General features: G+C 59.2%; 23 protein-coding genes and 2 pseudogenes. 6 read left to right on the top strand and 19 right to left on the bottom strand.

The genetic code is table 11. The annotated features are described in order from the left end of the window. Positions 1-5 precede the first annotated feature (5 nt). From A7317_RS05380 to A7317_RS05365, 4 genes are all read right to left on the bottom strand, one after another. Positions 6-764: a pilus assembly protein gene (locus A7317_RS05380; protein ID WP_069075337.1), complete on the bottom strand. Its 759-nt coding sequence runs from the start codon at positions 762-764 to the stop codon at positions 6-8. Between the two features lie 40 nt (positions 765-804). After that, positions 805-2,058, bottom strand: a complete 1,254-nt coding sequence (locus tag A7317_RS05375) for a hypothetical protein (RefSeq protein ID WP_069075336.1) — start codon at positions 2,056-2,058, stop codon at positions 805-807. Positions 2,059-2,089: 31 nt separating this feature from the next. After that, a complete protein-coding gene (locus A7317_RS05370) occupies positions 2,090-4,609 on the bottom strand; it encodes a CS1-pili formation C-terminal domain-containing protein (protein ID WP_069075335.1) in 2,520 nt (839 codons plus the stop codon). Between the two features lie 117 nt (positions 4,610-4,726). Next, the gene (locus A7317_RS05365) at positions 4,727-5,224 is read right to left on the bottom strand and encodes a CS1 type fimbrial major subunit (RefSeq protein ID WP_024073659.1); all 498 of its coding nucleotides are present in this window, start codon (positions 5,222-5,224) and stop codon (positions 4,727-4,729) included. 458 nt (positions 5,225-5,682) lie between these two features. Between A7317_RS05365 and A7317_RS05360 the strand changes: the two genes are divergently transcribed. Both A7317_RS05360 and A7317_RS05355 read left to right on the top strand, forming a co-directional pair. Further along, positions 5,683-6,234, top strand: a complete 552-nt coding sequence (locus A7317_RS05360) for a PadR family transcriptional regulator (RefSeq protein ID WP_069075334.1) — start codon at positions 5,683-5,685, stop codon at positions 6,232-6,234. After that, complete coding sequence (locus A7317_RS05355; RefSeq protein WP_069075333.1) at positions 6,231-6,998, top strand: siderophore-interacting protein; 768 nt, start codon at positions 6,231-6,233, stop codon at positions 6,996-6,998. The genes A7317_RS05360 and A7317_RS05355 overlap by 4 nt, the downstream gene beginning before the upstream one ends. Before the next feature lie 123 nt (positions 6,999-7,121). On the opposite strand, the gene A7317_RS05350 is transcribed toward A7317_RS05355, so the two are convergent. The 10 genes and pseudogenes from A7317_RS05350 to A7317_RS05305 all read right to left on the bottom strand — a co-directional run bounded on the left by A7317_RS05350 (position 7,122) and on the right by A7317_RS05305 (position 16,017). Beyond that, positions 7,122-8,087 carry a fimbrial protein gene (locus tag A7317_RS05350; protein ID WP_069075332.1) on the bottom strand — a complete coding sequence of 322 codons (966 nt, stop codon included), beginning with the start codon at positions 8,085-8,087 and terminating at the stop codon, positions 7,122-7,124. 166 nt (positions 8,088-8,253) lie between these two features. Next, positions 8,254-9,225 (bottom strand): fimbrial protein, encoded by a 972-nt coding sequence (locus A7317_RS05345; RefSeq protein WP_041161109.1) that lies wholly within the window; start codon positions 9,223-9,225, stop codon positions 8,254-8,256. A gap of 124 nt (positions 9,226-9,349) precedes the next feature. Beyond that, positions 9,350-9,898, bottom strand: coding sequence for a fimbrial protein (locus tag A7317_RS05340; RefSeq protein ID WP_069075331.1), 549 nt, complete (start codon positions 9,896-9,898; stop codon positions 9,350-9,352). Between the two features lie 11 nt (positions 9,899-9,909). Further along, entirely contained in the window at positions 9,910-10,389 is a 480-nt protein-coding gene (locus A7317_RS05335) for a fimbrial protein (protein WP_024073653.1), read from the bottom strand. Positions 10,390-10,402: 13 nt separating this feature from the next. Beyond that, entirely contained in the window at positions 10,403-10,897 is a 495-nt protein-coding gene (locus A7317_RS05330) for a fimbrial protein (protein ID WP_024073652.1), read from the bottom strand. Between the two features lie 10 nt (positions 10,898-10,907). Continuing rightward, a complete protein-coding gene (locus tag A7317_RS05325) occupies positions 10,908-11,483 on the bottom strand; it encodes a fimbrial protein (RefSeq protein ID WP_069075330.1) in 576 nt (191 codons plus the stop codon). Positions 11,484-11,504: 21 nt separating this feature from the next. Then, positions 11,505-12,266 (bottom strand): annotated as a pseudogene (locus A7317_RS05320) (fimbria/pilus periplasmic chaperone). Next, the gene (locus tag A7317_RS05315) at positions 12,263-14,866 is read right to left on the bottom strand and encodes an outer membrane usher protein (protein ID WP_024073649.1); all 2,604 of its coding nucleotides are present in this window, start codon (positions 14,864-14,866) and stop codon (positions 12,263-12,265) included. Before A7317_RS05315 ends, A7317_RS05320 begins: the two are co-directional and overlap by 4 nt. 19 nt (positions 14,867-14,885) lie before the next feature. Next, positions 14,886-15,446: a fimbrial protein gene (locus tag A7317_RS05310; protein WP_024073648.1), complete on the bottom strand. Its 561-nt coding sequence runs from the start codon at positions 15,444-15,446 to the stop codon at positions 14,886-14,888. A gap of 49 nt (positions 15,447-15,495) precedes the next feature. Next, positions 15,496-16,017 carry a fimbrial protein gene (locus A7317_RS05305; RefSeq protein WP_172831338.1) on the bottom strand — a complete coding sequence of 174 codons (522 nt, stop codon included), beginning with the start codon at positions 16,015-16,017 and terminating at the stop codon, positions 15,496-15,498. A 520-nt stretch (positions 16,018-16,537) separates the two neighbouring features. On the opposite strand from A7317_RS05305, the pseudogene A7317_RS05300 reads away from it, so the two are divergent. Then, positions 16,538-16,714: pseudogene (locus A7317_RS05300) on the top strand (PadR family transcriptional regulator); the annotation flags it as partial. Positions 16,715-16,770: 56 nt separating this feature from the next. On the opposite strand, the gene A7317_RS05295 reads toward A7317_RS05300, so the two are convergent. Both A7317_RS05295 and A7317_RS05290 read right to left on the bottom strand, forming a co-directional pair. Beyond that, positions 16,771-17,394, bottom strand: a complete 624-nt coding sequence (locus A7317_RS05295) for a Pr6Pr family membrane protein (RefSeq protein WP_024073645.1) — start codon at positions 17,392-17,394, stop codon at positions 16,771-16,773. A gap of 4 nt (positions 17,395-17,398) precedes the next feature. Continuing rightward, on the bottom strand, positions 17,399-17,632 hold the full coding sequence (locus A7317_RS05290) for a VF530 family DNA-binding protein (protein WP_024073644.1): 234 nt from the start codon (positions 17,630-17,632) through the stop codon (positions 17,399-17,401). Positions 17,633-17,843: 211 nt separating this feature from the next. Between A7317_RS05290 and A7317_RS05285 the strand changes: the two genes are divergently transcribed. Next, positions 17,844-19,862, top strand: coding sequence for a TonB-dependent receptor (locus A7317_RS05285; protein ID WP_069075329.1), 2,019 nt, complete (start codon positions 17,844-17,846; stop codon positions 19,860-19,862). 313 nt (positions 19,863-20,175) lie between these two features. On the opposite strand, the gene A7317_RS05280 is transcribed toward A7317_RS05285, so the two are convergent. Further along, positions 20,176-20,979, bottom strand: a complete 804-nt coding sequence (locus A7317_RS05280) for a SirB1 family protein (RefSeq protein WP_069075328.1) — start codon at positions 20,977-20,979, stop codon at positions 20,176-20,178. 185 nt (positions 20,980-21,164) lie between these two features. Here A7317_RS05280 and A7317_RS05275 point away from each other — a divergent pair, with 185 nt between their 5' ends. Beyond that, on the top strand, positions 21,165-22,184 hold the full coding sequence (locus tag A7317_RS05275; RefSeq protein ID WP_069075327.1) for a Leu/Phe/Val dehydrogenase: 1,020 nt from the start codon (positions 21,165-21,167) through the stop codon (positions 22,182-22,184). A 54-nt stretch (positions 22,185-22,238) separates the two neighbouring features. Here the strand turns inward: A7317_RS05275 and A7317_RS05270 are convergent, their stop codons facing one another. Continuing rightward, positions 22,239-22,499: a YebG family protein gene (locus A7317_RS05270; protein ID WP_003171979.1), complete on the bottom strand. Its 261-nt coding sequence runs from the start codon at positions 22,497-22,499 to the stop codon at positions 22,239-22,241. A 344-nt stretch (positions 22,500-22,843) separates the two neighbouring features. Here A7317_RS05270 and A7317_RS05265 point away from each other — a divergent pair, with 344 nt between their 5' ends. Next, complete coding sequence (locus tag A7317_RS05265; protein WP_024073598.1) at positions 22,844-23,332, top strand: phosphate-starvation-inducible protein PsiE; 489 nt, start codon at positions 22,844-22,846, stop codon at positions 23,330-23,332. Here A7317_RS05265 and A7317_RS05260 read toward each other — a convergent pair. Then, entirely contained in the window at positions 23,329-23,646 is a 318-nt protein-coding gene (locus tag A7317_RS05260; protein ID WP_024073599.1) for a DUF3509 domain-containing protein, read from the bottom strand. The genes A7317_RS05265 and A7317_RS05260 overlap by 4 nt on opposite strands. Positions 23,647-23,794: the final 148 nt, after the last annotated feature.

The following is a 23,794-nucleotide window of genomic DNA, read 5'->3' as shown; positions in this document are numbered from 1 at the left end:
CGTATTCACCCATTAACCTTGACCGTCATCGACCGTTTCTGCTGCCCTTCAATCATTTGAAAGCTGTATTGGCGATCGGGTTTCTTTTCGAACGTCAAGCGCCGGCCAGGCAGAATGTGGTGCTTGGTGGTGGGCGCGCAATCGCTGGCCCGAGCGATGGCGCAGTCGCGAAATTCGTCCAGCACCACCACGCTGTTGCCTGCGTTGTGCAACCGGTACTCGCTGGCGGTCTCGTCGACCTGCGTGTCGAAACGCGTCTGTTTGGGGCGCACGAAAAACACCGTGCCATAACCCGCCATCACGTTCACGCCCGCCGCCAGGTTGTTTTTATAGTCGTCGCGTTCCTGCTCGGTCACAGCAAAATCGTCTTCCTTTTGGGGGACCACCGGAATGAACCGCACCCGAAAGTAACGCTCCTTATCCCGCTCCCCCCGATACAACAGCCGGGTGCCCTGGCGGCCACCGGCGGGCACGATCAACCGCGCAGGGCTGGCCATCAAGCCATCGCGCCCAGTGGTGTTGCCCCGAGCATCGGCCAGGGACGGGAGGGCGACTTCCTGGGAAGTGCCATCGGCGTTGTAGAGGATTTCCAGCACATCCACCTTCACGAACGCGGTGCTGGTTCCCCCATTGAATACCCGCTTGAGAAAGGAACTGCGATCCGCCTCCAGATAGTCATACACCACCCCGACATTGATCATCGGCCCCGCATGGGCCTTGACGGACAACAGCAACACACCGATCCACAACACTGCATGCTTCATTTCAACGACGCCTCATAAATGGACTGTAGGAATAACGGCCCTACACCTGGGAATCCCAAATCACGGTGACGACACCCGAATAGGTGGTGCCGGGATGTTCAAGCATCTGGCTCACATTCGCCCGGTCCACTTCAAAATGCAGAGTGGCGGGCCGATCGTTGACGTACTGCAGCGGCTGGAACAGTTCGGTGCCGCTGCCATCCAGGCGCAATGGCCGTTTGTTCACCGCTTGGTCGTGACCATCCTGCAGGCCATAGGGCAGGCTCACGGCAACCTGCAAGGGCACTTCATCGCCATTGCCGTTACGCAGGCCGCAGGTGTTGCCGATTACCAGCGAGCACTCCATCTGCATTTTGAAACGCGAGGACGCCGACAGGCGGAACGTCTGGTCCCGGTACAGCCTGTCCGGCCGGCGGCCAGCATTGAGCCAGGCTTGCCAGCCGCCCTGGGGCAACAGTTCGATACGGTTGCCTCCCGGCGGAATATCGACTTTGAGTTGGTGCTCAACGCTCAGGGTGAAGTTGAAGGTGGCGACTGTGTCGCCGGGTTTCATGATGTCGCCGAAGTCAAAATCCCCACCCGGCCCCATGGAATAGGTGAGTGAACCACGGTACTCCCCCGTATTCATCGTCAGCGGGTTGGGGGTCTTGAGTTCGTAGGCGTACTCCAGGTGCGAATAGGTGAACCACGGAATTTCGGTGCCGTTTTTTACGCTGCAAGCCCCCGCGCCCTCCGGCACGATCCAGAAAAACAACGCAAAGTTGTTGCCTGCTGCCAAATAGTTGATCGGCTGGCACGGCTCCGGGGCGCCATACCAGTAAGTGGACCAACCGGGCGTCTCGGCCGTCATAAACGCGGACACACCCGGCGGACGTGGCAGATTCCAGCGCGCGCCGACACCGGCGATACGCATCTGTACGGTTTCCACCTCGCCGGTACCCACATGGGTCACTTGCAGATCACGCCATTCGGAAGGCACTTTGAAATAGGCGCCCTGACGTGGATCGGTGGGATTGGCCAGAATCGGCCCACTGGAACTGGCGCTAAAGCCAGTATTGCGGATGCCGAAAATGTTTAACGCCCTGCATTTGGGAATAGCCGGGGGATGCCAGGCGCACACGCCGCCTTCCGGGGTGGTGTTTTTAAACTTGTTGCTCATCGGGTTGGAGGGATCCGGACGAAACACCGCCGTCACCTCTTCGACGAAGGCGAGCGCCAATGGGCTTGAAAACACCAGGGCCAGCGCCAATGCACTCGGCGCTGAGGTTTTTTTCAGGGTTGTGAATAGGCTCATAGAAATTCCACTGGCAGTGTCTGGGTCGCCATCAACCGGCGGTTGCGCCCTGAAGAGTGGCGTCGGCAAGTGAATCGGGCGTGCAACGCAGGTCACCGATCATCAACACATCGTTTTCGGCAGGAGTGTTATTCGGGTCCAGGCGGAACCGGCATAACAACTGGCTCTGGTAACGCACTTCCAGGGTCGGCGCGCTGGTGGTCATTTCCATGGAGAAAAACCCGTCCACTTCGCTGACGCCTCGGCTGGCGTGGTTGATCACCTGATGCCCCTTGAGCGGCGTGCCGTGGGCGTCCAACAGGCGACCCAACACGCTGACGGTTTTCATCACCGTGACTTTGCGGTAATCCACGCCGCCCTTGTTCAAGTGATAAGCGGAGCGCGCCGGTTGGATATTGGCCGCCGGTGGGTGGTTGCCCTCGAAATCGAAACTCAGGCTGCTGCTTCGGTAGGCGGATACCGGCATGTAGTTACGCCCTGGACGCAGAAGCGTGCCGCCACCGTTCAGGTCATCGGCCCGTATGGCAATATCGTCCAGGTCGGTTTCGACATCGACGATCATGCCCGCACCGTTGCCCTGGTATTGATTGCTCAACACCATTTTGCCGGCACCGGCCACAAGGGTGCTGTTCAGGTTCAGGCCACCGGTGAGCTCATCATTGAAGGAGCTGCGCTGGATAAAACCATCGCCGCCGATTGACTCGGTACTGAAACTGGCCATGCCTGAAAGGCCCACACCATAGGTGTCGGTGATGGCGGTGGCGGACACGCTCTGCAGCACATGATCGGTGAGGTCCTGCCGGACGGTGACCGACGCGTTGTTATCCCGCCCACCGTCGCGGGCCGTGCGGGTACCGACGCTGCCGGAAATCTGCCGGCCATCGCTGCCCAGCGCCAGGCTCAGGGTGATATCCACCCCCCGGTTGCGCTGTTCGTTCGTGGCACTGGAACCAGGACGATCAAATACCGCAAAGCGCCAGTTGGCATCACTGCCCAGCAGTGTGTCGCGGCGACTCCAGCCCAGGTCCAGGCCGGCGCCTTCGACGTTGCCTTCGCTGTAGGCCAGGCGCACATTCAGCGTGTTTTTTTCATCGACACGGTGGTTCACCGACAGCGCCGTATTACTGGCCTCACCGACGAAGGTGTTGCGCCGTAAACGCGTGCCGTCCGGCAGGGTTTCGAAGGTATCGCGGGTATCCAGCCAGCTGCGATTGTGGCTGAACACCAGGTTGGTGGCGCCGAAGGTATACAGGCCCTGCAGGTCCAGCCCCGTGCCATGGTCCTGGGTTTTGTAGAGGTTCGCATAGACGCTGGAGTAGTTGGAGAGGGTCCAGTCTATCGAACCACCGTATTGCAATTGCTCACGCACCTCGCGAGCCGACAACCCGAGAATGACCCGTGGATGCAGCAGGTAGTTGACCGACGCGCCCGTGGTCAGCGCACCCGAGGCCTGGTCGTCCCAATTGCTGAACAGTTTGGTTTCGCGCCCGGCAAAGACGTTATAGCGCCAACGGTCTTCGACGTTGCGCCAATTACTCGGCTTATAGACCAGCTCTTGGGTGGTGCCGACGGTCAAGCCGTCTTCGATCATGCGGACCTCCACCTCATATATCCCGCCCGGTAAAGGCCGCGTATCCAGCGTCTGCAAACCGGCGGCCACCGCCTGGGTATTGATCAACAGGCCATTACGATAAATCTCGACGGCCGCCTGGCGGTTCGCGGTGACGTAGATCGGGTAAACGCTGGGCCTGGCGCTGTTGATGGCCAGGCTGTCGGAACTGCCATACATCACGCCCAGCGCGGTGTCCGGACTGGCGCCGAAGGTGCGCAACTGGCGGGTAAGCCCATCGGAATTGGGTGTGAAGTGGCCCAGGCGCAGGAAGCGCCCTTCCAGCTCACGCTGGGTATATAGCTCATGGATGGCATGGCGCAGGTGCTCTTCGTCGCCGCTCTGACGTGCCACTTGCAGGTTGAACATCTGGGTCCAGTTGCCCAGGCTGGAACTGGCCTGCAGGCCGTAGCGCCCACCGAGATCCTGGCTCTGCCCGCCATTGAGGTTGAGCTGGTTGTTGAGTATCAAACCCCGACTGCCATCCACGGGCAGTTCGTAAAAGCGCGGGGCTGTCCCATCGCGCTCCACGTTTTGGGTAATGATCGACAGCTGGGAGCTTTCCAGGCTGTAGAACGCCGACACCAGTTGCTGCGGGCATGACTGAGTGCATGCGCCCAAGGCAATGCCTTGTTCCAGAATCGCTTGCCAGGTGTCACGAGTTGCCGCGGCCACCGGGCTGCCCTGCGTGTCGGTAAACTCAAGCAGTGTCACGCGATCGTCTTTAGACAGAACGATCAACGCCTCGCCCAACAGTTGCTGATCAAGCTCCACGCGTACCGCCAGCGGAACCTCAAAAAAATGCTCGGTAAAACCCGCTGGCAAGCCTTGGGCCTGGGCGACCAGACTGCCGGGCACCATGGCGGGCGTGGCCGGCGCCGCCAAGGCGCCCGTGCAAATCAATAGCGCAAGGGCAACCGCGATGGGTGTCATCGGGAACATGGACGGATACTCTAATTACCAGATTGCAAGGCAAAAACAGGCCGGCCAGACCGGGGAATATCGGCCGACCTGTAAACCATCACCTGCGAGCACGGAACTCAGCAGGCCCCGTCACCTTCAAGGGCCTACAGGCAGTACCGCGTCAAACACCAATGGCATGACGCTGGTGTAGGCACCACGCTGGCTGGCGCCAGGCTTGGCTGCTGCAATACGCAACTCAGCGCCGATGCCCGGTGTGGAGTCGGCATCATTGACCACTTCCTGGGGGGTGCCGGTGAGGGTGACGCCGTTCAGGGTCGTGGTCAGCGGGATGTTCTGGGTGGTATCACCGTTGAACAGCACGGCCGGGCCACCTTCGATGTAGGCATGGATGGAACCGTTGGTATTACGCATGTCGTAAATCGCGCTCAGCGGTGCCAGCTCACCGCTCACCAGGTTGTAGTTCATGGTTTCGTCGCGGCCCCAGTTGGGGTCACGTGGCTGAACGTGGAACACGGTCGTCGGGATGTTGGCCTTGAGGGTGACGGTATGGCTCGCCTCGCCCGCCGCGAAGGTGACTGAAGCACTCATCGCCATAACAGCCAGAGGAACGGAAAGTGCAAACTTCTTGAACATAGCAAGTTACCTGTTATTCAAATTAGGACTACCAACATCAAATGTTTTTTTGAAATCGGCATATTTCCCCAAGAGCATTAGTTGGGGAGAGAAGATCATCCACGGAGTTGAAACACAAGTAAGCAGTCTACTTCCCATGAAGGCGTAGCCCAAGCCAGACGCCACTCGAGAGAAAAACATGGCACTTAGCCAAAACTTAAAACTCAACTGTAGGAACAAGACTACTTGCTAAGTACATGTGGGCAAACTGGAGAAACTTACAATACAAGAATTACGATATTAAGCCAAAAAGCATTAACTTATTCAACCGGATCAACGACCTGAATAATGACTCTAATAATAACTTTTAGCCCAGAATGCCAACGCTGGCCGTGCAAGCGTGCACCGTCGGTCGCGAAGGCTTGCACGGGCTAAAGATATATCTTACGTTGTATCTTAATACAACAGAGGGTATCCCCATGAGAGAGCATCACCCCCACCACCGCGAACCCCACGAGCACGGTGACGGCTTCGAGAAACGCCCCGGCCGCGAACGCGGCGGACGTGGCCCCCGCGTCTTCGCCCCCGGCGACTTGAAACTGCTGCTGCTGGCCCTGATCGCCGAGCAGCCGTGCCATGGCTATGACCTGATCCGCCAGATCGAAACCATGTTCGACGGCGCCTACAGCCCCAGCCCAGGCGTGATCTACCCGACCTTGACCTTCCTTGAAGAAAGCGAGCTGGTCAGCGGCGACGCCGAAGGTGGAAAAAAACGCTACACCATCACCGACGCCGGTCGTCTTTCTTTAAGTGAGCAGGCCGTGGCGCTGGAGGGCGTGCGCATGCGCATTGATGTGAGCAAGCGTTCGCTGCGCGGCCATGATCGACCGGCACAGATCCACGAAGCGGTGCACAACCTGCGCCACGCCTTGCAACTGCACCACGGGCGCTGGACCCCGGAAGAAATCGTACGTGTCGCGGCACTGCTCAACGGCACCGCTCAAGCCATCGCAGACGGGAAAAACCAATGAATACGCAAACCATCCATCGCGTCAGCCACGAAATCAAACGCCGTCGCCTGCAAGTGTTGCGGGTGGTGGATATCACCCCGCGCATGCGGCGTATCACCCTGGGCGGGCCTGAGCTGGCAGGTTTTGTGAGCCTGGGCGCCGATGACCATATCAAGCTGCTGTTCCCGCAGAACGCCGCCGAACAAGCCGCGCTGGAAAGTCCCACTTTCAACGTCAAGGGCGATGGCCCGCAACCGGCCATGCGCGACTACACGCCCCGGCGTTTTGACTCGAGCATCGGCGAGCTGGATATCGACTTCGTACTGCACGGCGATGGCCCGGCGTCCACTTGGGCCGAGCAGGTACAGGTCGGCCAGCACCTGTACATCGGCGGGCCACGGGGTTCGTTGATCGTGCCGGATATCTTCGACAGCTACTTGTTGATCGGTGATGAAACCGCGATCCCGGCTATCGCAAGGCGCCTGGAAGAATTGCCGGCGGGCCGCAAGGTGCTGGCGGTAATCGAAATCGAAAACACTGCAGAACAACAAGCGTTGCACAGTGCTGCCGATGTGGACGTGATTTGGGTGATACGCGGCCAGGATGACCTGCTCGATACGGTGCGCAACCTGACCCTGCCGGGCGGCTCGCTGTACAGTTTTGTCGCGACCGAAACCAAGCTGTCGCGCCAGGTACGCCGGGTGCTGCTGGACACGCATCACGTCGATGAGGCGTACCTCAAGGCGGTCGGTTATTGGCGCGCCGACGGCAGCGACGAAGTGTGAAGCAAGGGTGAGGCTCGATAACGTTTCATGCCCCATCACCGTCGATGTGCCCCTGCGGCATTCACGGAACGGAATGCCAAAGCTACCGGCGTGGGTCACCGGTGGCTTTGGCCTTGCCGTGGATCACGGCACCCCCATCACGAGTACGCCGCTGCCACTGATGGCTCCAGCGGCAGGCAGCGACCCGGCCCGCCGAACGAGCGTAAACGTCACATCGTCCCCGCCCACGCTGTTGGTAATACGGGTCAGGAACGAACCACCGACCTGCACCGCAGAACCGCCACGAACCAGGGCAGTGCCCACGTCCGTATTGGTCATCCTGAGAAGCCGTGTATCAAACGCCGATGGGTTGCCTTTGTAGCTGATGGTGATCGGTGTGTTGATGCCGCCATCCGGGCATGAATAGGTGAGCCGACGGTCTCTGCGAATGGTGGTTGTCAGTGGGTCGGTGCCGATTGCGCGCTGGTGGACGTTGCCGAAGTCTATGTCGATTGGATTGTTATTGTTGATCGTGCACGTGGATGGGGAGACGGTGAAGTTGTTGGCAGCGTTGTAGGTAATGTTGATCCTGCCTGTGCTTGAGTTGTAGTTATTGGTGACAGTGAGATGCAGGCGTCCGAGATTATCGCCTATTCGAATATCGAGCGGATTGGACGGACTGTTGCGCACCAGAATATAAGGCGTGATATCGATCGGATAACCCGTAATGTTGTCAGGCAGCGTAGTGACCCGTATTCCACTCGGGATAGGGATATTTCGGTACGCTCCATTGATTCGTAAACCGGCCCCTTCGCCGCTGAATTTGATGCCCGGTATCCAGGGCGTCCCCGTTGAACTGCCTGTTGACCAGTAGTCCTGTCGTGAAGACGGGCTTTGTGAGCCTCGGGAAAATCTGCATTCAAGCCGTGCACCTTCCAACATGATCCTCGTACGATCTGCGGCCAGGGTAACTGTAACCGGGACCTGCAGGGGGAGTTCCCCGACTATCACCCGCCACGAGCCTCCATTCACACGGCATTCAGCAGCCTTCACGCTCGTAGCCCCCGCCATAAACATAAGGAGCGCTGTGGTTCCACAGAGTCGTTTCATTTTGACCTCTCGTTGTTTCTATACTCAAACGCCGTCCATGGAACATCTGTCCGGGCTTTAAGCAGCCCGGAAGGGATTTGAAGTTTGACGAAGGCTGTTTTCAGCCTATGAATGAAGGCTCACAAGTGCGCGAGTCCAGCGTAAAAACACCTGACCTCTTCGTGGCTCACGGCACCCCCATCACGAGTACGCCGGTGCCACTGATGGCTCCAGCGGCAGGCAGCGACCCGGCTCGCCGAACGAGCGTAAACGTCACATCGTCACCGCCCCCGCTGTTGGTAATACGGGTCAGGAACGAACCGCCGACCTGCACCGCAGAACCGCCACGAACCAGGGCAGTGCCCACGTCCGGATTGCTCATCCTGAGGAGCCGTGTATCAAACGCCGATGGGGTGCCTTTGTAGCTGATGGTGATCGGTGTGTTGATGCCGCCATCCGGGCATGAGTAGGTGAGCCGGCGGTCCCTGCGAATGGTGGTTGTCAGTGGGTCGGTGCCGATTGCGCGCTGGTGGACGTTGCCGAAGTCTATGTCGATTGGATTGTTATTGTTGATCGTGCAGGTGGATGGGGAGATGGAGAAGTTGTTGGCGGCAGTGTAGGTCAGGGCAAGCGCTGCGCTGCCGGTATTATAATTGTTTGTCTGCTCAAGATTTAACCCTCCGAGGACATCGCCTATTCGAACATCAATAGGGTTCGTTGGGCTGTTGCGTACCAGAATATAGGGCGTGACATCGACCGGGTAACCCACGCCGTTATTAGGCATGGTCGTCATGCGGATACCGTTCGGCACCGGAGAGTTATAGTGGGTCCCATTGATGCGCAAGCCGGTGCCTTCGCGAGTGAATTTTGGGCCGGGCACCCACGCGGGGCCGACTCTTGCCGACGTTGCCCAGTAATCCGTATACCAGGGTTGGCTACCACCAAAGCCAGAGAACCGGCACTCCAGCCTCACCCCTTCAAGCACGATGCGGGTTCTGTCCGCCCCCAGTCGGACGGTGACGGGAACTCGCAGGTTTAGCGTCCCGCCGGCCCCTACAAATGTCCACACCCCGCCGTTCACTCGGCAATCAGTTGCTCTCACGGTCGTCGCAACACCCATCAGTATAAGAAGCCCCATGACTCCATATAGTCGTTTCATGTTGATCTCTCGTCGTTTCTCTACCCAAACGCTGCCCGCAGGACATCGGTCCATGCCTTGGCCGTCCAGAAGGGATTTGAAGTTTGGCTAAGGTCATTTCCAGCCTACGGATGACGATTCACACCTACGGATAGTCCAGGGTAAAAGTCGAGGTCACCCGGTACGCACCATGCCCGATGGTTTGATCCCTGATGGCCTTAGGCTCTCCCTGCACATAGGCCTTGAGTTCAATCACGTTGCTGCCATTACTCAGCCGGTGTTCGTCACTGACGGTGTTCAGGGGCAAAGGCTTGTTGCTCGGCGTCTCTAAACCGATCCCGATACCGGAGGCACCACTTCCACCATCCAGCGCGAACAATCCGGGGAGCTCGGCGTTTTCTCTGCCGCCAAATGTGATGGTGACCGTGTTGCCAATCGTGGTGTCGCAGTCCTCCAGGTGCAGCTTGAACCCCCGGCCCTGTGTACGTGTGTTGATATAAAGGTGCTTGCTGGTAACGTCCCAGAGTTCCAGCGTGATGGCCTCATCACCCGGACGGATCGTGCAGGCCTCTTCAACCAGATTGCCCTTGAACCTCAGGTTGTCCGCCGCATGCCCCTGGGGCATCAGGCCCAAGGTCAGCAGTAATACCAGCCCGGCACATGGCCAAGCCCTATGAACGCGTTCATGTCCCATGGACTCAGCTCCTACTCGTATTCAGCCAATAGCGTGGCCACCGCGGCAAACCTTGCGGGAAGCAGGGTCGCGCCGGGCTGTTTGACAGGCACCACTTCCAATACCGGCGGTGACGACAGGCTGATATCCAATGGCGTATTGAGTTGAAATGGCAGGTTGTTCTGATAAATCCGAATGCCCAACGCCGGCACACTGGTCTGCACCGCTGAGCGGTCATAAGCCGTTGCCGTACCGTTGACACTCAGCTTCAGTTGCCAGGGAAGCGTGTCGGCGCCACAGCTGATGGTGTAACCCACCCCTCTGCGGTATTTCACCCCGTCGACCCGCTTTATTCCGACATCGCCAAAATCGACTTCAATCGTGTTGCCCGCATCAATCGTGCACGGCGGGGGCTCATTCAGCGTTCCGCTGAACGTCAGGTTGGCCGATGCACCACTGCAAAGGCCGAGCGACCACAAGGCGAGCAACGCTCGCTGCTGCCAACATGTCATTGATCGTTTCTCTTCATTGGTAATCGACCACAAGAGTGGCAGCCGCATCGAATGCCCCTCCCGTCAGTTTGCTACCCGCGCGTTTGACGGGGACCGCCTGCACGACCGGAACGTTGGGGTAGGTAAAGTTCACGGCGGTATTCAGCGGCCAGTCAGCGCCGTTGACGAACAGCTTGACCCCCAGGTCCGCCTTGCGGGTCACGAGCACACGATTGTCGAACGCAGCCCCGGTGCCCTTGAGCTCCAGCGTCAACGCGTTGCTGAAGGGCGAGTCGCACCTGACGGTGTAAGGCACATTCCGGCGATAGTTCACGCCGTCGATCCTCGACGTCAGCAGGTCATTGCCAAACGGCACATTGAGCGTACTGCCGCTGTTGATCACACACGGTGGCGGCGCGATGATGGTCGCGCGGATGGTCAAACTGGTGTCAGCTTGCACACCCTGGCCAAGCGCCCATAGCAGCCCAGCACCGATAAGAATGGCCCACGGGCCGGTTGCGGTTGCCATCGTTCTCCCCCTACTCATAATTGAGCCTGAAATCCACCACGGCCCTGAATGCCCCGCTGCTCAGCGGCGCGGGAGTGCGGGTGGGCTGTACATGCCAGGTCTGGGTGTTACCGCCCAGAGGCAGGAACAAAGGTTCGCCCCTTGACCCCAGCTGCACGTCACGCCCCAGTGCATCGGTCAGCCGCAGCCCCATCCCGGTGATACCTTGCACCTTGACCAGCCGGGGGTCATCGGCATCGGCCGGCGCGAGGAACGCCACCGACAGTACGGGTTGAAAGGCACTCCATGTCAGGTTCCCCGTCCGTTCACTGCGGATGCTGCCGGCGGTGCGGTGGCAGTCGGTAAAACGCAGTTGAAATGCCACGGGAGTGGCCTGATCGCCGGGGCGTTGCAACCGGCTGGTCGACACAGCGCCCAGATCAATCGTTTGATGCAGTGATGTCATCTCCAGGCTGCAGGGCGTTTCATGCATGGCCCCGGAGATGTTCAGCATTCCATTCATGCCTTCGACATCATCCGCGGCGTGCACGCCCCCCACAAAGGCCAGCAACAGGCCACCCAAGGCCTTCACAGTGTGCGACTTCATGACGTTCTCCGGCAGCAGGCCCTACTCATTGGGCGTTGAAGCGTGCGCGTTCACTTTGCAAGTGTCGCCACTGCAGGTGAAGGCCAGTAGCGGACGGCCACCGTAATCATTCACGTAGGCCAGGTAAGGGCTCGTGCCGAGTACCTGGGCCGTTGGCCCCAGGTCCAACGAACCTTTGGGCGGGACCATCACGGGTTCGAAGCCCGGCACGGTTTTGCCGTCCTTGGTGCTGCGTGCATCCACGAGGGTCACGTAGTAAGGCGTAGGGTTGTTGACCTGATAACGCTCGCCTGCGCGGGTCAGGATCAGCTTTTCCTACCAGGGGTTGGACAAGTCTTGCTGGCTGGGCGCAATGGATTGCGGTCGATAGAACAGTTTGATCCGGGTCTGCAGCGCAATTTGCAGGGTATTGGCTTTATCGCTGCGCGGTGGAATCTCCCTCAGGTTGAAGTAGAACACCGTCTCCCGATCCTGGGGCAGCGACTTGGCCGCGGGTAACGCCTGAACTTTCACCTGGCTTTGTTTGCCGGGCTCCAAACGTTGAACCGGCGGCAGGACGATCAGGGGCGTGGTGATTTTCTTGCCCTCTTCATCCTCGATCCAGCCCTGGGCCAGATACGGCAGCTGCGTGTTGTTATTGGTGATGTTCACGCTGGTGGCATCTTTGCCACCATCAAAAATCACTCGGGTACGATCCAGGCCGACAGCGGCATGGGCGCTCTGGCTCAAGCCCAGGGCCAGCAGCGTGAAAGCCTGGCGTGTGAGGCGCGTATTCAGCATCATGAGGATGTGTTCTCCGTATGGATGTGCTTCCCGGTCAGGTCCGCGGGTTCGGGCAAGGATTGATCAGCGGCGACCATGCGGCAGCCCAGTTGCAGGGCATCGGTCAAGCCATCAGCCGGTAGAACGACCGGGAGCGTGAGGACGCATCGCTCGGCCCCTGCCCAACTGACAGTCATCTGCTCGCCGGCCTGAATACCGCTGAGGTAGACATTGCCGCCGTCGTTCACAATCCCGGTGTCTTGCTGCTTTGTGTTTTTCACGGTCGCGCCGAAGGGCGGTGAACTGCCATCAGGCAGGCGAAGCACTGCCATGGCTTTTGCACCGGAAATCACGTCCAGGGATCGATAACCGATAGCTCCTTCGGTGAGCGTCAGTTGCGTGACCGACTGAGTGGCTTCGACCGTGTTGGGCAAACGCTCCAGGTCGATACTGGCCGCCGTACGCTGATAGCTGCCGATATCGGAGATGACCGCCTTGCCAAACGCATTGCTACGGGTCGGCGTGCCGTAACCCCGCACAGGCACATCGGGTACCCCGGCGGTATCGACCATCAGGCGTGTTCCTCCCGTACTGTTGGTACGATGGAGGGCCGCACCGTAAGGCGTGAGCGTGCCGCCGCCGCGCGCGGACATACCGATGCTGCTTTTATTGCCTTCTTGTGTACTGACGCTGAGATCGATGTCGGCCTGGTCGCCAATATGGCTCAGGTAGCCACTGGCGGCGTTGTCGCTTGCGCTGAGCTGGTAGCTGTTACGCTCATCGAGGCGATCACTGTAGCGCGTTGAAAAGTTGTTCTTGCCGGCAATCCTGTTAGCGTCCAGCGACAGCGTGCCGGAGGGACCCAATGGCAGGCTGACCGTCAGCGCCATGCCATTATCTTTATAGTTATATTCCTGGGTGCGGAACATATTCAGGGACATGTTCATGTTCTTGACGCTCCCCACATTAAAATAACGTGACGCCGACAAGTTCCAGCGATGGGTGGCCGGGCGCGACCAATAAGTCTGTTTGTTGTAACTGGCATACACAGTCGCGCCCAAGTCGCGAAACTGCTTATTGATCGTCGCGGTATAAAGTGCCTTGCTACCGCCAATAGGTTTCCAACTTCCGTTGTACTCCCCATACTCATTGAGCCCCGCGCGCTCGCCATTCCTGCCGTAATGACGGGCATCAAGGTATTCACTCATGCTCAAATAGTTTTTCTCGGAAAAGCGGTACCCGGCAAAGGTGATCTGGCTGTCGTATTGCTCAAAGTTCTTCGAGTATTGAAGTCGGTACGATTTGCCGGAGAGTGTCTCGTTCCACACACGGGCGTGGGACTGAGTCGCATCCAGCGATATGGCGCCGAACGCCAACAGGTCACGACCGACCCCGCCCGATACCGCATGGTAGTTGTTATCGGTGATACCGCCGCCATACAGAGACCAGCCGTTGCTGATCCCCCAGGAAAACTCGCCGCTGCCGAAGAAATTGCCATCGGCCCCGTACTGAAGATTGGACGGGCGTCCACTCGCCAACTTATAACGAATGTGTCCCGGACGCGTCAGGTAAGGAACGCCTGCCGTATCAAGTTGAAAGGTATGTACCGAACCGTCCTGCTCTTCCACGCGCACATCCAACCTGCCGCTGACTGCGTCGTGAAGGTCCTGGATACGGAACGGTCCTGCCGCCACCAGCGTTTCATACAGCACACGCCCCTGCTGGCTGATGATGACCTTTGCATTGGTTTTGGCCACGCCGACCACTTCAGGCGCATAACCTCGCAAGTTCGGCGGTAGCTGGCTTTCATCCGAATTGAGCGCGGCACCGGTAAAGCGGAAGCTGTCGAACAGGTCCGAATACAGGTAGTCCTCCCCCACCACCAGTCGTGCCTTCAACTCGGGAATGGCGCGATACGCGTAGTAACGACTCCACTCCAGCTTCGGTTGGCTGGACGCGCGCTCGCGGTCTTTGTCGACACGTCCCTGCCAATCCGCCCTCAGACGCCAAGCCCCGGCATTGGCCCCCAATGTTCCGTTACCGCTGACGTTATGGCGAACCCTGTCATTCTTCTCGTGGTTGGATTGTGCGGTCACGTTGTAGTCAACCAGCAACCCCGGCACCCCGTCATCCCAACGCGAGGGCGGATCCCAGTTGATGGCGCTGTACTCAAGGTAAGCTTGGGGCAGGTTGATATTCAGCGTGGAGCTCGCCAGATCGCCACTGACTTCCATACCCGGCAGCCCCTGAATATCCAGGCATTCGCCGCCTTTCCACCACGTCAGCGGGGCGGCGCCAGACTCTTTGAGGCCCAGTTGCCCCACCAGATCGGGCGATAAGCACGCCTGGCTGCCCTTGGGATCATCGTCAGGGGGATAAAACGCCACCGACTGCTCAGCGATAGGCTGGCTATTGACCTGTACAACCATCGAGTAGGTGCCCGGCAGAATAAACCCGCTACGCGCAAACTGAGACAAGTCAATATTGGTGCGATCACTGAGATCAAGAACATCGGTATTGAACTCGATATCACCGGCCGCTACTACAGTGCCTGCCAGGGACATCAACCCGCCAAACAGACTCGGGCGGAGGTTATTTTTGATCTTCGACGCATTCAACATGAAAGCAACCCATCACTGTTCAAAAGTAGTCCAACTTGAATCGCACCGCGGCACTGTGAGCACCAGGCATCAGCGGCAGTCCGTTTCCGACCAGGCGAAGCGTGTAGTGAAGTGTCATGTCACCTTCCGCCAACGGAAGCAGAGCCATCGGCTCGCCCGGAACACTCTCTTGGCCAGCCGCATCCCAGATATGAATGGCAATCCCCTGTGAATCACCGAGGGCGGCAAACGAGCGCCCGTTTCTATCGCGAGGACCGTCGAACGTGACTTGCAGGTGCTGCCAATCAGGCAGCGTTGCCCCCGGACGCGACGGGTCAGGTCGAGTCAATGAGCAGTTGACCAGCCGTAGCTGGAAGGGGTGGGGGGCTCCTATCGTGTTCCGCAAGAGCCGGCCAATGGGCTCGGGCGTCATCTCGATGGATTGATCGACACTGGCCAGTTCCAGCCCGCACGCTGAGTCGATGACCTCTCCACCGAGTGTGACGACTCCAGCACCTTGTGCAGGTGCCTGCGCGAAAACCAAAGGGCTGATGAACATCGCCAATGAAGAGGTGATAGCGAGGTTTATGAATGTTTTCACCGTTATCTCCCGCCAGTGTCCCCCGCCACCTGAGTGGCGGGGGAACAACTTACTGATAAGCCAAGGTGAAGTTGGTTACCGCACTGAAACTACCCGGGATGATCGGATCCGTAGCGGCGCCTTGTACGTAGGCCCCGAACTCCAGGGTGTTGTCACCGACGCCAATGGCCTGCGGGGTTGTAGGGACGCCCAGTTCGATGAGTTTGCCGCCATGGGTCATCATGACGCCCACACCGCCCGCGCCACCCACAGTGCCGATTGCGCCCGGCACGGCACTGGACGGTGCCCCGGTGAAGGTGGTGGTCACCGTCTTATCCGTAAGGCCGGTCAAGTCGCAGCCTTCAAGTTCAATACGCACAGGCCGGGCAGTAGATTTCCCTCCCGACTGCAACTGATGCTTTGCGATCGCCCCCAGTTGAACGGTCTGATCCACCGAGTCAGGTTTGATCGAACAGGCGCCCGAGTGGACCGAACCGATGAACGTCACTGTTCCATCTGCGGCGTGAGCAACGGAGGTCGCCCCTACCAACAAGCCAATAGACAACAGCGCAGTTTTCATTTTGGTTTTCATTTGCCAATACTCACACATCAATGAACGTCATAAGGAAACCCTGCCGAAGTAGTGCGCAGGACTTATCAAACAAGCGCCGAACAGGTGTCTGTATCTGATTCCCTCTTGGTAAAAGTGCGATTCATGCAATAGCACGCAAAACTACTTTTCCAATTATTTGTATTGCAAATCAGGACACGCTCAAGGCCAGGAAAGCTTCTATTACAATTGGATTTATGTAAGCCGTACGTTTCTCATCATTGCGTAGCCCCGCAACACCAAGAGAAGTAGGAAAATTAACGAACACGATCAAATCATCAAAATAAACTGTAAGAAACAGCCTACTCGAAGATTAATCTGAATGACTTGCAGAACGAATATGTAAGAAAGTTCTCACCAAGATAAAAAAACACGGGCGTTGACGGTATTAATTGCCTTTAAGCGTTAAATAATTAACACCCCTCCCAAGACCACCTGCGGGTAGCCCTTGGACAGATAACAAGATATATCTCAAGTTATATATTGATACACACAGAGGTGCTTGCCCGGCGACCTTAAGCTGCTGCTGCCGGCATTGATCGTCGAAAAGCCGTGTCATGGCTATGAGCTGATTTGTCAGATCGAAAGCCTGTTCGATGGCGCGTACACCCCCAGCTCAGGCGTGATCTACCCGACGCTGACTTTTCTGGAGGAAAGCGATTTGATCCAGGGCGATGCAAGCGTTCTTCAAGGCCGTCGGTTACTGGCGTGCCGAAGGCACTGAAGAAGAATGAGTCAGGACCGGGGCTTGATGACTTTGTCCAGCCCCACCAGGCCCAGGGCGATTGCCACGAACCCCGCCAGGATCCCCCCCGCGTTCACAAAGACCTGTGGATAACCGAGGGTGCTCACATCGATGAACGGGTACTGATATTGCCCGAGCAGGTCACCGCGCAGCAGCGCATAGGCGAAGTACACCAACGGGTAGACCACCCATGCGCCGATGTGCCTGACGCGCAAGCTACCCTTGGGCACACAGCGCCACCAGTAAATAAAAAACAACACCGGCATCACGTCATGCAGCAATTCGTCGGCGATGAATTGGAAGCCCGTGGGGCTCCACAAATGCCGCAGCAGCAGGTTGTACGCCAGGCTTACCACGATGATGCTCGCGGCAATCGCGCTGCTGATCCTGGGTGAATGGAAAAACCGCTTCGCGGCAGACTCGCGGTTGACCAGCGCATAGCTCAGCACCACGACTACCAGGGTGTTGGTGAGCACAGTGAAGAAACTGAAAAAGTTGATCAACCCGCCCAACAGGCTGGCACCGGCTTGCCAGCGCGAATAGAAAATCAGGTACTGCTGAATCGCCAACCCTGTCCAACCGGCCAGCGCCGCTGCCGCCACATACCGCTTCATGTCATCAGTCCAGCGGGCGTTTGGTGCGCATCAACTTGACGTACAACCCTTCGACTTTTTCGCGCGCCCAGGGGGTCTTGCGCAGGAAGGTGAGGCTGGACTTGATGCTCGGGTCGCTCTTGAAGCAGCGGATATCAATGCGCTCGGCGAGGCCCGCCCATTCGTAATGTTCCACCAGGGTGGTGAGGACGTGCTGAAGGGTCACGCCGTGGAGGGGGTCGTTGCTTGTCGCGGTCATGCCGGGCCTTTTGCAAAAAGAGGAAACACAGCCGCGCACCTTAGCCGACGGGGCGTACAGGTGGAAGCACCGCATTGAATATAGCCCCTGGGAAAAAGTTCCCCTTTTCAGCCAAAAAAGAGATGTTATATTGTAACAATAATTACCAAAATCCAGCCTTTCACTACCGTTTCAGCCTTCTCTTTTTTGCTGTTTTGCCAAGGAATGTATGATGTCCCGCTCCCCTCTCTGGCGCCTGTCCCCCCTGGCCGCCGCCCTGTTGATCAGCGCCGAAGCCCACGCCCTGGAACTGCCCTCCCAGGTCATCACCGGCAACCCGCTGGGCAACGAACAACTCGCGTCGCCGACCACCGTGCTCGAAGGCGATAACCTGACCCTGCAACAAAAAGGCAGCCTCGGCGAAACCCTGAACAAGCAGCCGGGTGTGTCGTCGTCCTACTTTGGCCCCGGTGCCAGCCGGCCGATCATTCGCGGCCAGGACGGCGACCGCATTCGCCTCCTGCGCAATGGCGTCGGCGCGCTGGACGCGTCGTCACTGTCCTACGACCACGCGGTGCCGCTGGACCCGGTCAATGTCGAGCGCATTGAAATCGTGCGTGGCCCGGCCGCCCTCTTGTATGGCGGCAGCGCCATCGGCGGCGTGGTCAATACCTTTGACAACCGCATCCCCACCGAAGCCATCGAAGGCATCCACGGTGCCGGTGAACTGCGCTACGGTGGCGCCGACACCACGCGCAGCAGCGCCGGCAAACTGGAAGCCGGCAATGGCACCTTCGCCCTGCACCTGGACGCCAACGCGCGGGAATTCAACGACCTGAAAATCCCAGGCTTTGCCCGCAGCCGCCATGCGCCTGAGGCCGAAGATGGCCCCGGTAAAAATGGCCGCCTGGGCAACAGTGACGGGCGCCAGGACGGCGGTGCAGTCGGCGGCTCCTACACCTGGGACGATGGTTACGCCGGGCTGTCCTACAGCAGCTATGACAGTAACTACGGCTCCCCCGCCGAGCAGGACGTGCGCATCCGCATGAAGCAGGATCACTACGCGTTCGCCTCCGAGATGCGCAACCTGCAAGGCCCGTTTACCTCGGTGAAACTCGACGCCGGCTACACCGACTACGAACACCGCGAAATCGAAGGCGGTGAAACCGGCACGATTTTCAAGAACAAGGGCTATGAAGCGCGGGTTGAAGCGCGCCACCAGCCAATCGGCCCGTTCGACGGCGTGGTCGGCGCGCAAGTGACTCGCAATGAGTTCTCGGCCCTGGGTGAAGAAGCCTTCGTGCCGCAAACCGACACCAACGCTGGCGCGCTGTTTATCCTTGAGGACATGCAGGCCACCGAACGCCTGAAACTCAGCCTCGGCGGGCGCCTGGAACACACCCGTGTGGACCCGGACGCCAAAGGCAACGCGCGCTTCGCCAATGCCGACAAGGCCAATGACTTCACCGCCGGCAGCCTGTCGTCCGGGGCGGTCTACACCCTCACACCCGTCTGGTCCGTGGCCGCGACCCTGGGCTACACCGAACGCGCACCGACATTCTATGAGCTGTACGCCAACGGCGCCCACGTCGCCACCGGCACCTACGAACTGGGCGACGCCAACCTGAAGAAAGAAAAGGCGGTGTCCAGCGACCTGGCGCTGCGCTTTGACAATGGCACCCACAAGGGCAGCTTCGGTGTGTTCTACAGCCGCTTTTCCAACTACATCGGGCTGCTGGGAACGGGTCGTACGCTAAACGACGAAGGCGAAGAAGACGCAAGCGGCATCCCTGAGTATGAATACTCCGGCGTGCGCGCCCGTTTCGCCGGCTTCGAAGCCCAGGATCACTGGAAGCTCGGCGAAAGCGCCTACGGTAAGTTCGCGCTGGAACTGTCGGGCGACTACACCCGCGCCACCAACCTCGACACCGGCGAAGCCTTGCCGCGTATTGCACCGCTGCGCTTGAACAGCGGCCTGCTATGGGAACTGGACCGCTGGCAGGCGCGCATCGACGTGGAACATGCCGCAGGCCAAGGCCGTGTGCCAGCTAACGAAAGCGGCACCGATGGCTACACCACCCTGGGCGCCAGCGCGGGGTATCGCTTCAATGTGGGAGGCAGCCAGTGGCTGGCGTTCGTCAACGGTGAGAACCTGACCAACCAGACCGTGCGGTATGCCAGCTCGATCCTGCGTGACATCGCGCCGGCACCGGGGCGTAGCGTGCAATTCGGCATACGCACCACCTTCTAAAAAAACCCGCGAATCCTACCTGTGGGAGCTGGCGAGCCGGCTTGGTGTGGCAAACGGATTTGTTGTGGCGAGCGGACTTGTTGTGGCGAGTGGGCTTGCCCCGCGTTGGGGCGCGAAGCGGCCCCATTACAGACGATGTGTTTTTAACTGACACACCGCGGTGCCTGGTTTTGGGGCTGCTGCGCAGCCCAACGCGGGGCAAGCCCGCTCGAGTTCTTCGCGAGCAAGCTCGCTCCTACAAAAAAGCCTTAACTGAACGGCATTAGGGCAAGCCCGCTCGCCACAGGACGGTGTTTTCCTGGAAAGAGGGTGTTCAATGCACCACGGAGTTGGGTGGCAGGTGCCCCAGCCGCTCGGTCAGGCGCAGGCGCTGGATCGGGTCTTCGCTGAGCAGCAGCGCATGTTCCAGGTCGAAGCGTTCGGCGCTGGGGCAGTCCAGGCGTTGGTACAGGCTGGCGCGCGCCAGGTAGTCGGCGGCGCTGGCATTGCCCAGTTCCAGCACGCGTTCGGCGTCGACCAGGGCCGCCAGCGGCTCGTCATTGGAGAGGTGCAGTTGGCGCAGGTTGCGCGACAGGCGTTGCAGGATCGAACGGGGTTCGGCGGTGTGCAGGTGGTCTGATTGCAACTTGAGGTTGGGGCCGTATTGGCGTTGCAGCAGCTCGCGGCAATCATTGGGGTAGAGGCGCCGACCGCCGCACGGATCGAGCAGGTGATCGGCGCCGGGGACTCGCAGCAGGAAGTGGCCGGGGAAGTTGACGCCGACCATGGGAATATTCAGGCGCCGCGCCAGCTCCATCGCGATCAGGCCCATGGCCAACGGTTGCCCGCGCTTGCGTTGCAGCACCTTGTCCAGCAAGGCAGCGGCGGGGCGCAGCGGGGTGAATTCGTCCTGGGCGAACCCCAGGTCATTCATGCGCCGCAGCAGCGGTTGACCGAGCTCATCCGCCGGTAGCATGGGCATGCCCACATTCACCTGTTGTTCCAGCGAGATCAGGTCCTGCAGGATCACCAACGGCTGCACCGCCGGGTCATGTTCGGCAGCAATCCACAGCGCTGCTTCAAACAGCGCGGGGGGTGAACGTTCCAGGCAGGCGAAAAAAGCTTGGCGCGGCTTCATTGCGTTCTCCGACGGATGCCTCCGTTTTAGCCTTGCTGTGAATTTTCGTCCAGTGGCTTGAGAAGGATCCTATCTGCTTATGTCGCAGGGCCTGCAAAACCGGGCGGCTTATTCCAGTGCACTTCGGCAGTTTTCTACCGCAAGCCTATACTTGGCGACACCAGACGTGATTCGGGAGCTCGACGATGTTTGCTCTCATGCACAGCTACCGCCTTGAATCGCTGCACCTGAGCATTGACCCGGTGACGGGGTTGAAGGCGGTCATCGCCATCCACAACAGCCGCCTGGGACCCGCTTTGGGCGGCTGTCGCTACCTTGCCTACCCCGATGACGAAACGGCCGTCGCCGATGCCGCGCGCCTGGCCCAAGGCATGAGCTACAAGGCCGCCCTGGCCGGGTTGCCGGTGGGCGGCGGCACGGCCGTGATCCAGCGCCCCGCCCATGTGGAAAGCCGGGCGGCGCTGTTCGAAGCCTTCGGCCGGTGCATCGAGCAACTCAATGGCCGCTACATCACCGCCATCGACAGCGGCACGTCGGTGGCCGACATGGACTGCATTGCCCAACACACCCGCTTCGTCACCAGCACCACGGCGGCCGGCGACCCTGCGCCCCATGCTGCCATGGGGGTGTTCGCCGGCATTCGCACCACTGCCATGGCGCGCCTGGGCAGCGACAACCTTGAGGGCTTGCGCGTGGCGATCCAGGGCCTGGGCAATGTCGGGTTCGCCCTGGCTGAACAACTGCACGCCGCTGGCGCCGAACTGCTGGTCAGCGACATCGACCACGGCAAGGTGCAACTGGCCATGGAGCAGCTCGGCGCGCACCCCATTGCCAACGACGCCTTGCTCAGCACGCCCTGCGACATCCTCGCGCCCTGCGGGCTCGGCGCTGTGTTCAACCGCACCAGCGTTGGCCAACTGCGCTGCGCCGCCGTGGCCGGCTCCGCCAGCGCACAACTGACCAACCTGCAAGTGGCCGACCAGCTGGAAGGGCGCGGCATCCTCTATGCCCCGGACTACGTGATCAACTCCGGCGGCCTGATCTACGTTGCCCTCAAGCACAGCGGCGCGGAGCTGCCGACCATCACCGCACACCTGTCGAACATCGGCACGCGCTTGACCGAAATATTCGCCCACGCCCAGGCCGAAAAACGCTCCCCGGCACGGGTGGCGGACGAATTGGCCGAGCGCCTGCTCTACCAATAACCAGGCATTAAAAAGGCCCTGAATCGATGATTCAGGGCCTGTTCAATTCGGGCTTTATTCCGCCGCGGCGTTGAGCAACTCGGACAACGCGTCCGGCTGGCTCTTGAACGCCTTGGCAAATACATCGCGGTTCTTCGCCATGTAGATCCCGGCCTCTTCAACCTGCTGCTCACTCAGGGACGGCACGGCTTTTTGCAACACTTCTGCTAGCAACTCGGCGAGTTCAAGCATCTTGTCATGACGGTCAGCTTCGGCTTTATCCATGAACAAACGCTCCAGATCTCGGCTGCTGCGGTATACCACTTCGACGGCCATTCACCACCTCACATGCCTTCACGATAGTTGTCTTTTGCTACTACTGTATCTATATACAGCTAAAAGCATATGCCAAACGCGCGGGTTTGGATAGCAGGATTTTTAATGTAGCTGCTAAGTGGGAGATTGCTACAACGGAAATTTCTGACTATCTGCCGGGATTTTGCTGGAAACATCCCAGGGTTTACCGTCCTCTGTGTCCTTGATAAATCCGTTTTTCGGATGACGTGTCTCATGTCATCCCGCCATCATCTCATGCCTACCCTGGCCTTTTTTCTGCATGCAGAACAACCGTCATGTCCAACCTGCATTATCCGGTCGAACCGACCTAAGGAAGTATCATCGTGAAATTCAACTGGGCCGAAAAGCTGCGCCAGAACGTCCATGGGCTGGCCGAGTCCCTGGGTAATCTGTTTGTCGAGTCGTTCCACTACCTGGCGTTGTTCGCCATTGGTGCGGTGACCGCCTGGGCGGCGGTGATGGAGTTCCTGGGGATGCTGGAGAACGGGCACATCAAGATCGATGACATCTTGCTGCTGTTCATCTACCTGGAATTGGGGGCCATGGTCGGGATTTATTTCAAGACCAACCACATGCCGGTGCGTTTCCTGATCTACGTGGCGATCACCGCGCTGACGCGTCTGTTGATCTCCAACGTGTCCCACCACAACCCGCCGGACATCGGCATCATCTACCTGTGCGGCGGGATTCTGCTGCTGGCGTTCTCGATCCTGGTGGTGCGCTATGCCTCGTCGGCGTTCCCTTCGGTGAAGGTCGAAGGCCCGCGTCGCAAGGGCGAGGCGAACCTGGAAACCGAGAAGGGCGAGCTTTAAAGCCCGATGCTGAAAGGCAGGGCACGGGTGGGCGGTCGCTGCAATAGTTTGTGACTGTCCCCGTCCGTCATCACCGCCAGGATTTCCATGGCGCTATGGCCCTGCTCGATGGCAATGCCGAACTGGATGCTTTGCACCAGGCGTTTGAGCCGTTGCGGGTCGTTGCGTTGTTCGGCGCTGATCATGCGCTTGGCCACCACCCCCTTCTCGTTGGAGAGGGTGAGCATGATGCTGCCATCCAGCCGCTGGATGCTCAGGTTGACCCGGTACTGAGGGGTGAACGTGTCTGTGATGATCTGAAAAGGGTTGTCCATGGTGCGTTACCGCCTGATAAGAACATGCAGTCATTGACGACCGGCGTCTGGATTAGTTCGCGTTGCCTGACCACCGGCCACTCCGTCGCTGAGGTTTCACAACATCCGTTTGCCTCATCAGCCATACAGCAAGGGGCGTGCCGTACAG

The sequence above is a fragment of the Pseudomonas fluorescens genome (assembly GCF_001708445.1).
Taxonomy (GTDB): Bacteria; Pseudomonadota; Gammaproteobacteria; order Pseudomonadales; family Pseudomonadaceae; genus Aquipseudomonas; species Aquipseudomonas gorinensis.
Note: the sequence above shows the minus strand (reverse complement) of the source record. Positions and strands in the feature narration are given on the sequence as shown.

Excerpts from the sequence above, each read along its gene's own strand:
- A7317_RS05350 (WP_069075332.1), bottom strand. The coding sequence starts at position 8,087 with ATGAAACGACTCTGTGGAACCACAGCGCTCCTTATGTTTATGGCGGGG.
- A7317_RS05290 (WP_024073644.1), bottom strand. The coding sequence starts at position 17,632 with ATGACCGCGACAAGCAACGACCCCCTCCACGGCGTGACCCTTCAGCAC.
- A7317_RS05365 (WP_024073659.1), bottom strand. The coding sequence starts at position 5,224 with ATGTTCAAGAAGTTTGCACTTTCCGTTCCTCTGGCTGTTATGGCGATG.
- A7317_RS05360 (WP_069075334.1), top strand. The coding sequence starts at position 5,683 with ATGAGAGAGCATCACCCCCACCACCGCGAACCCCACGAGCACGGTGAC.
- A7317_RS05275 (WP_069075327.1), top strand. The coding sequence starts at position 21,165 with ATGTTTGCTCTCATGCACAGCTACCGCCTTGAATCGCTGCACCTGAGC.
- A7317_RS05295 (WP_024073645.1), bottom strand. The coding sequence starts at position 17,394 with ATGAAGCGGTATGTGGCGGCAGCGGCGCTGGCCGGTTGGACAGGGTTG.
- A7317_RS05280 (WP_069075328.1), bottom strand. The coding sequence starts at position 20,979 with ATGAAGCCGCGCCAAGCTTTTTTCGCCTGCCTGGAACGTTCACCCCCC.
- A7317_RS05345 (WP_041161109.1), bottom strand. The coding sequence starts at position 9,225 with ATGAAACGACTATATGGAGTCATGGGGCTTCTTATACTGATGGGTGTT.
- A7317_RS05260 (WP_024073599.1), bottom strand. The coding sequence starts at position 23,646 with ATGGACAACCCTTTTCAGATCATCACAGACACGTTCACCCCTCAGTAC.
- A7317_RS05270 (WP_003171979.1), bottom strand. The coding sequence starts at position 22,499 with ATGGCCGTCGAAGTGGTATACCGCAGCAGCCGAGATCTGGAGCGTTTG.
- A7317_RS05370 (WP_069075335.1), bottom strand. The coding sequence starts at position 4,609 with ATGTTCCCGATGACACCCATCGCGGTTGCCCTTGCGCTATTGATTTGC.
- A7317_RS05285 (WP_069075329.1), top strand. The coding sequence starts at position 17,844 with ATGTCCCGCTCCCCTCTCTGGCGCCTGTCCCCCCTGGCCGCCGCCCTG.
- A7317_RS05380 (WP_069075337.1), bottom strand. The coding sequence starts at position 764 with ATGAAGCATGCAGTGTTGTGGATCGGTGTGTTGCTGTTGTCCGTCAAG.
- A7317_RS05315 (WP_024073649.1), bottom strand. The coding sequence starts at position 14,866 with ATGTTGAATGCGTCGAAGATCAAAAATAACCTCCGCCCGAGTCTGTTT.
- A7317_RS05335 (WP_024073653.1), bottom strand. The coding sequence starts at position 10,389 with ATGACATGTTGGCAGCAGCGAGCGTTGCTCGCCTTGTGGTCGCTCGGC.
- A7317_RS05330 (WP_024073652.1), bottom strand. The coding sequence starts at position 10,897 with ATGGCAACCGCAACCGGCCCGTGGGCCATTCTTATCGGTGCTGGGCTG.
- A7317_RS05305 (WP_172831338.1), bottom strand. The coding sequence starts at position 16,017 with ATGAAAACCAAAATGAAAACTGCGCTGTTGTCTATTGGCTTGTTGGTA.
- A7317_RS05340 (WP_069075331.1), bottom strand. The coding sequence starts at position 9,898 with ATGGGACATGAACGCGTTCATAGGGCTTGGCCATGTGCCGGGCTGGTA.
- A7317_RS05325 (WP_069075330.1), bottom strand. The coding sequence starts at position 11,483 with ATGAAGTCGCACACTGTGAAGGCCTTGGGTGGCCTGTTGCTGGCCTTT.
- A7317_RS05375 (WP_069075336.1), bottom strand. The coding sequence starts at position 2,058 with ATGAGCCTATTCACAACCCTGAAAAAAACCTCAGCGCCGAGTGCATTG.
- A7317_RS05355 (WP_069075333.1), top strand. The coding sequence starts at position 6,231 with ATGAATACGCAAACCATCCATCGCGTCAGCCACGAAATCAAACGCCGT.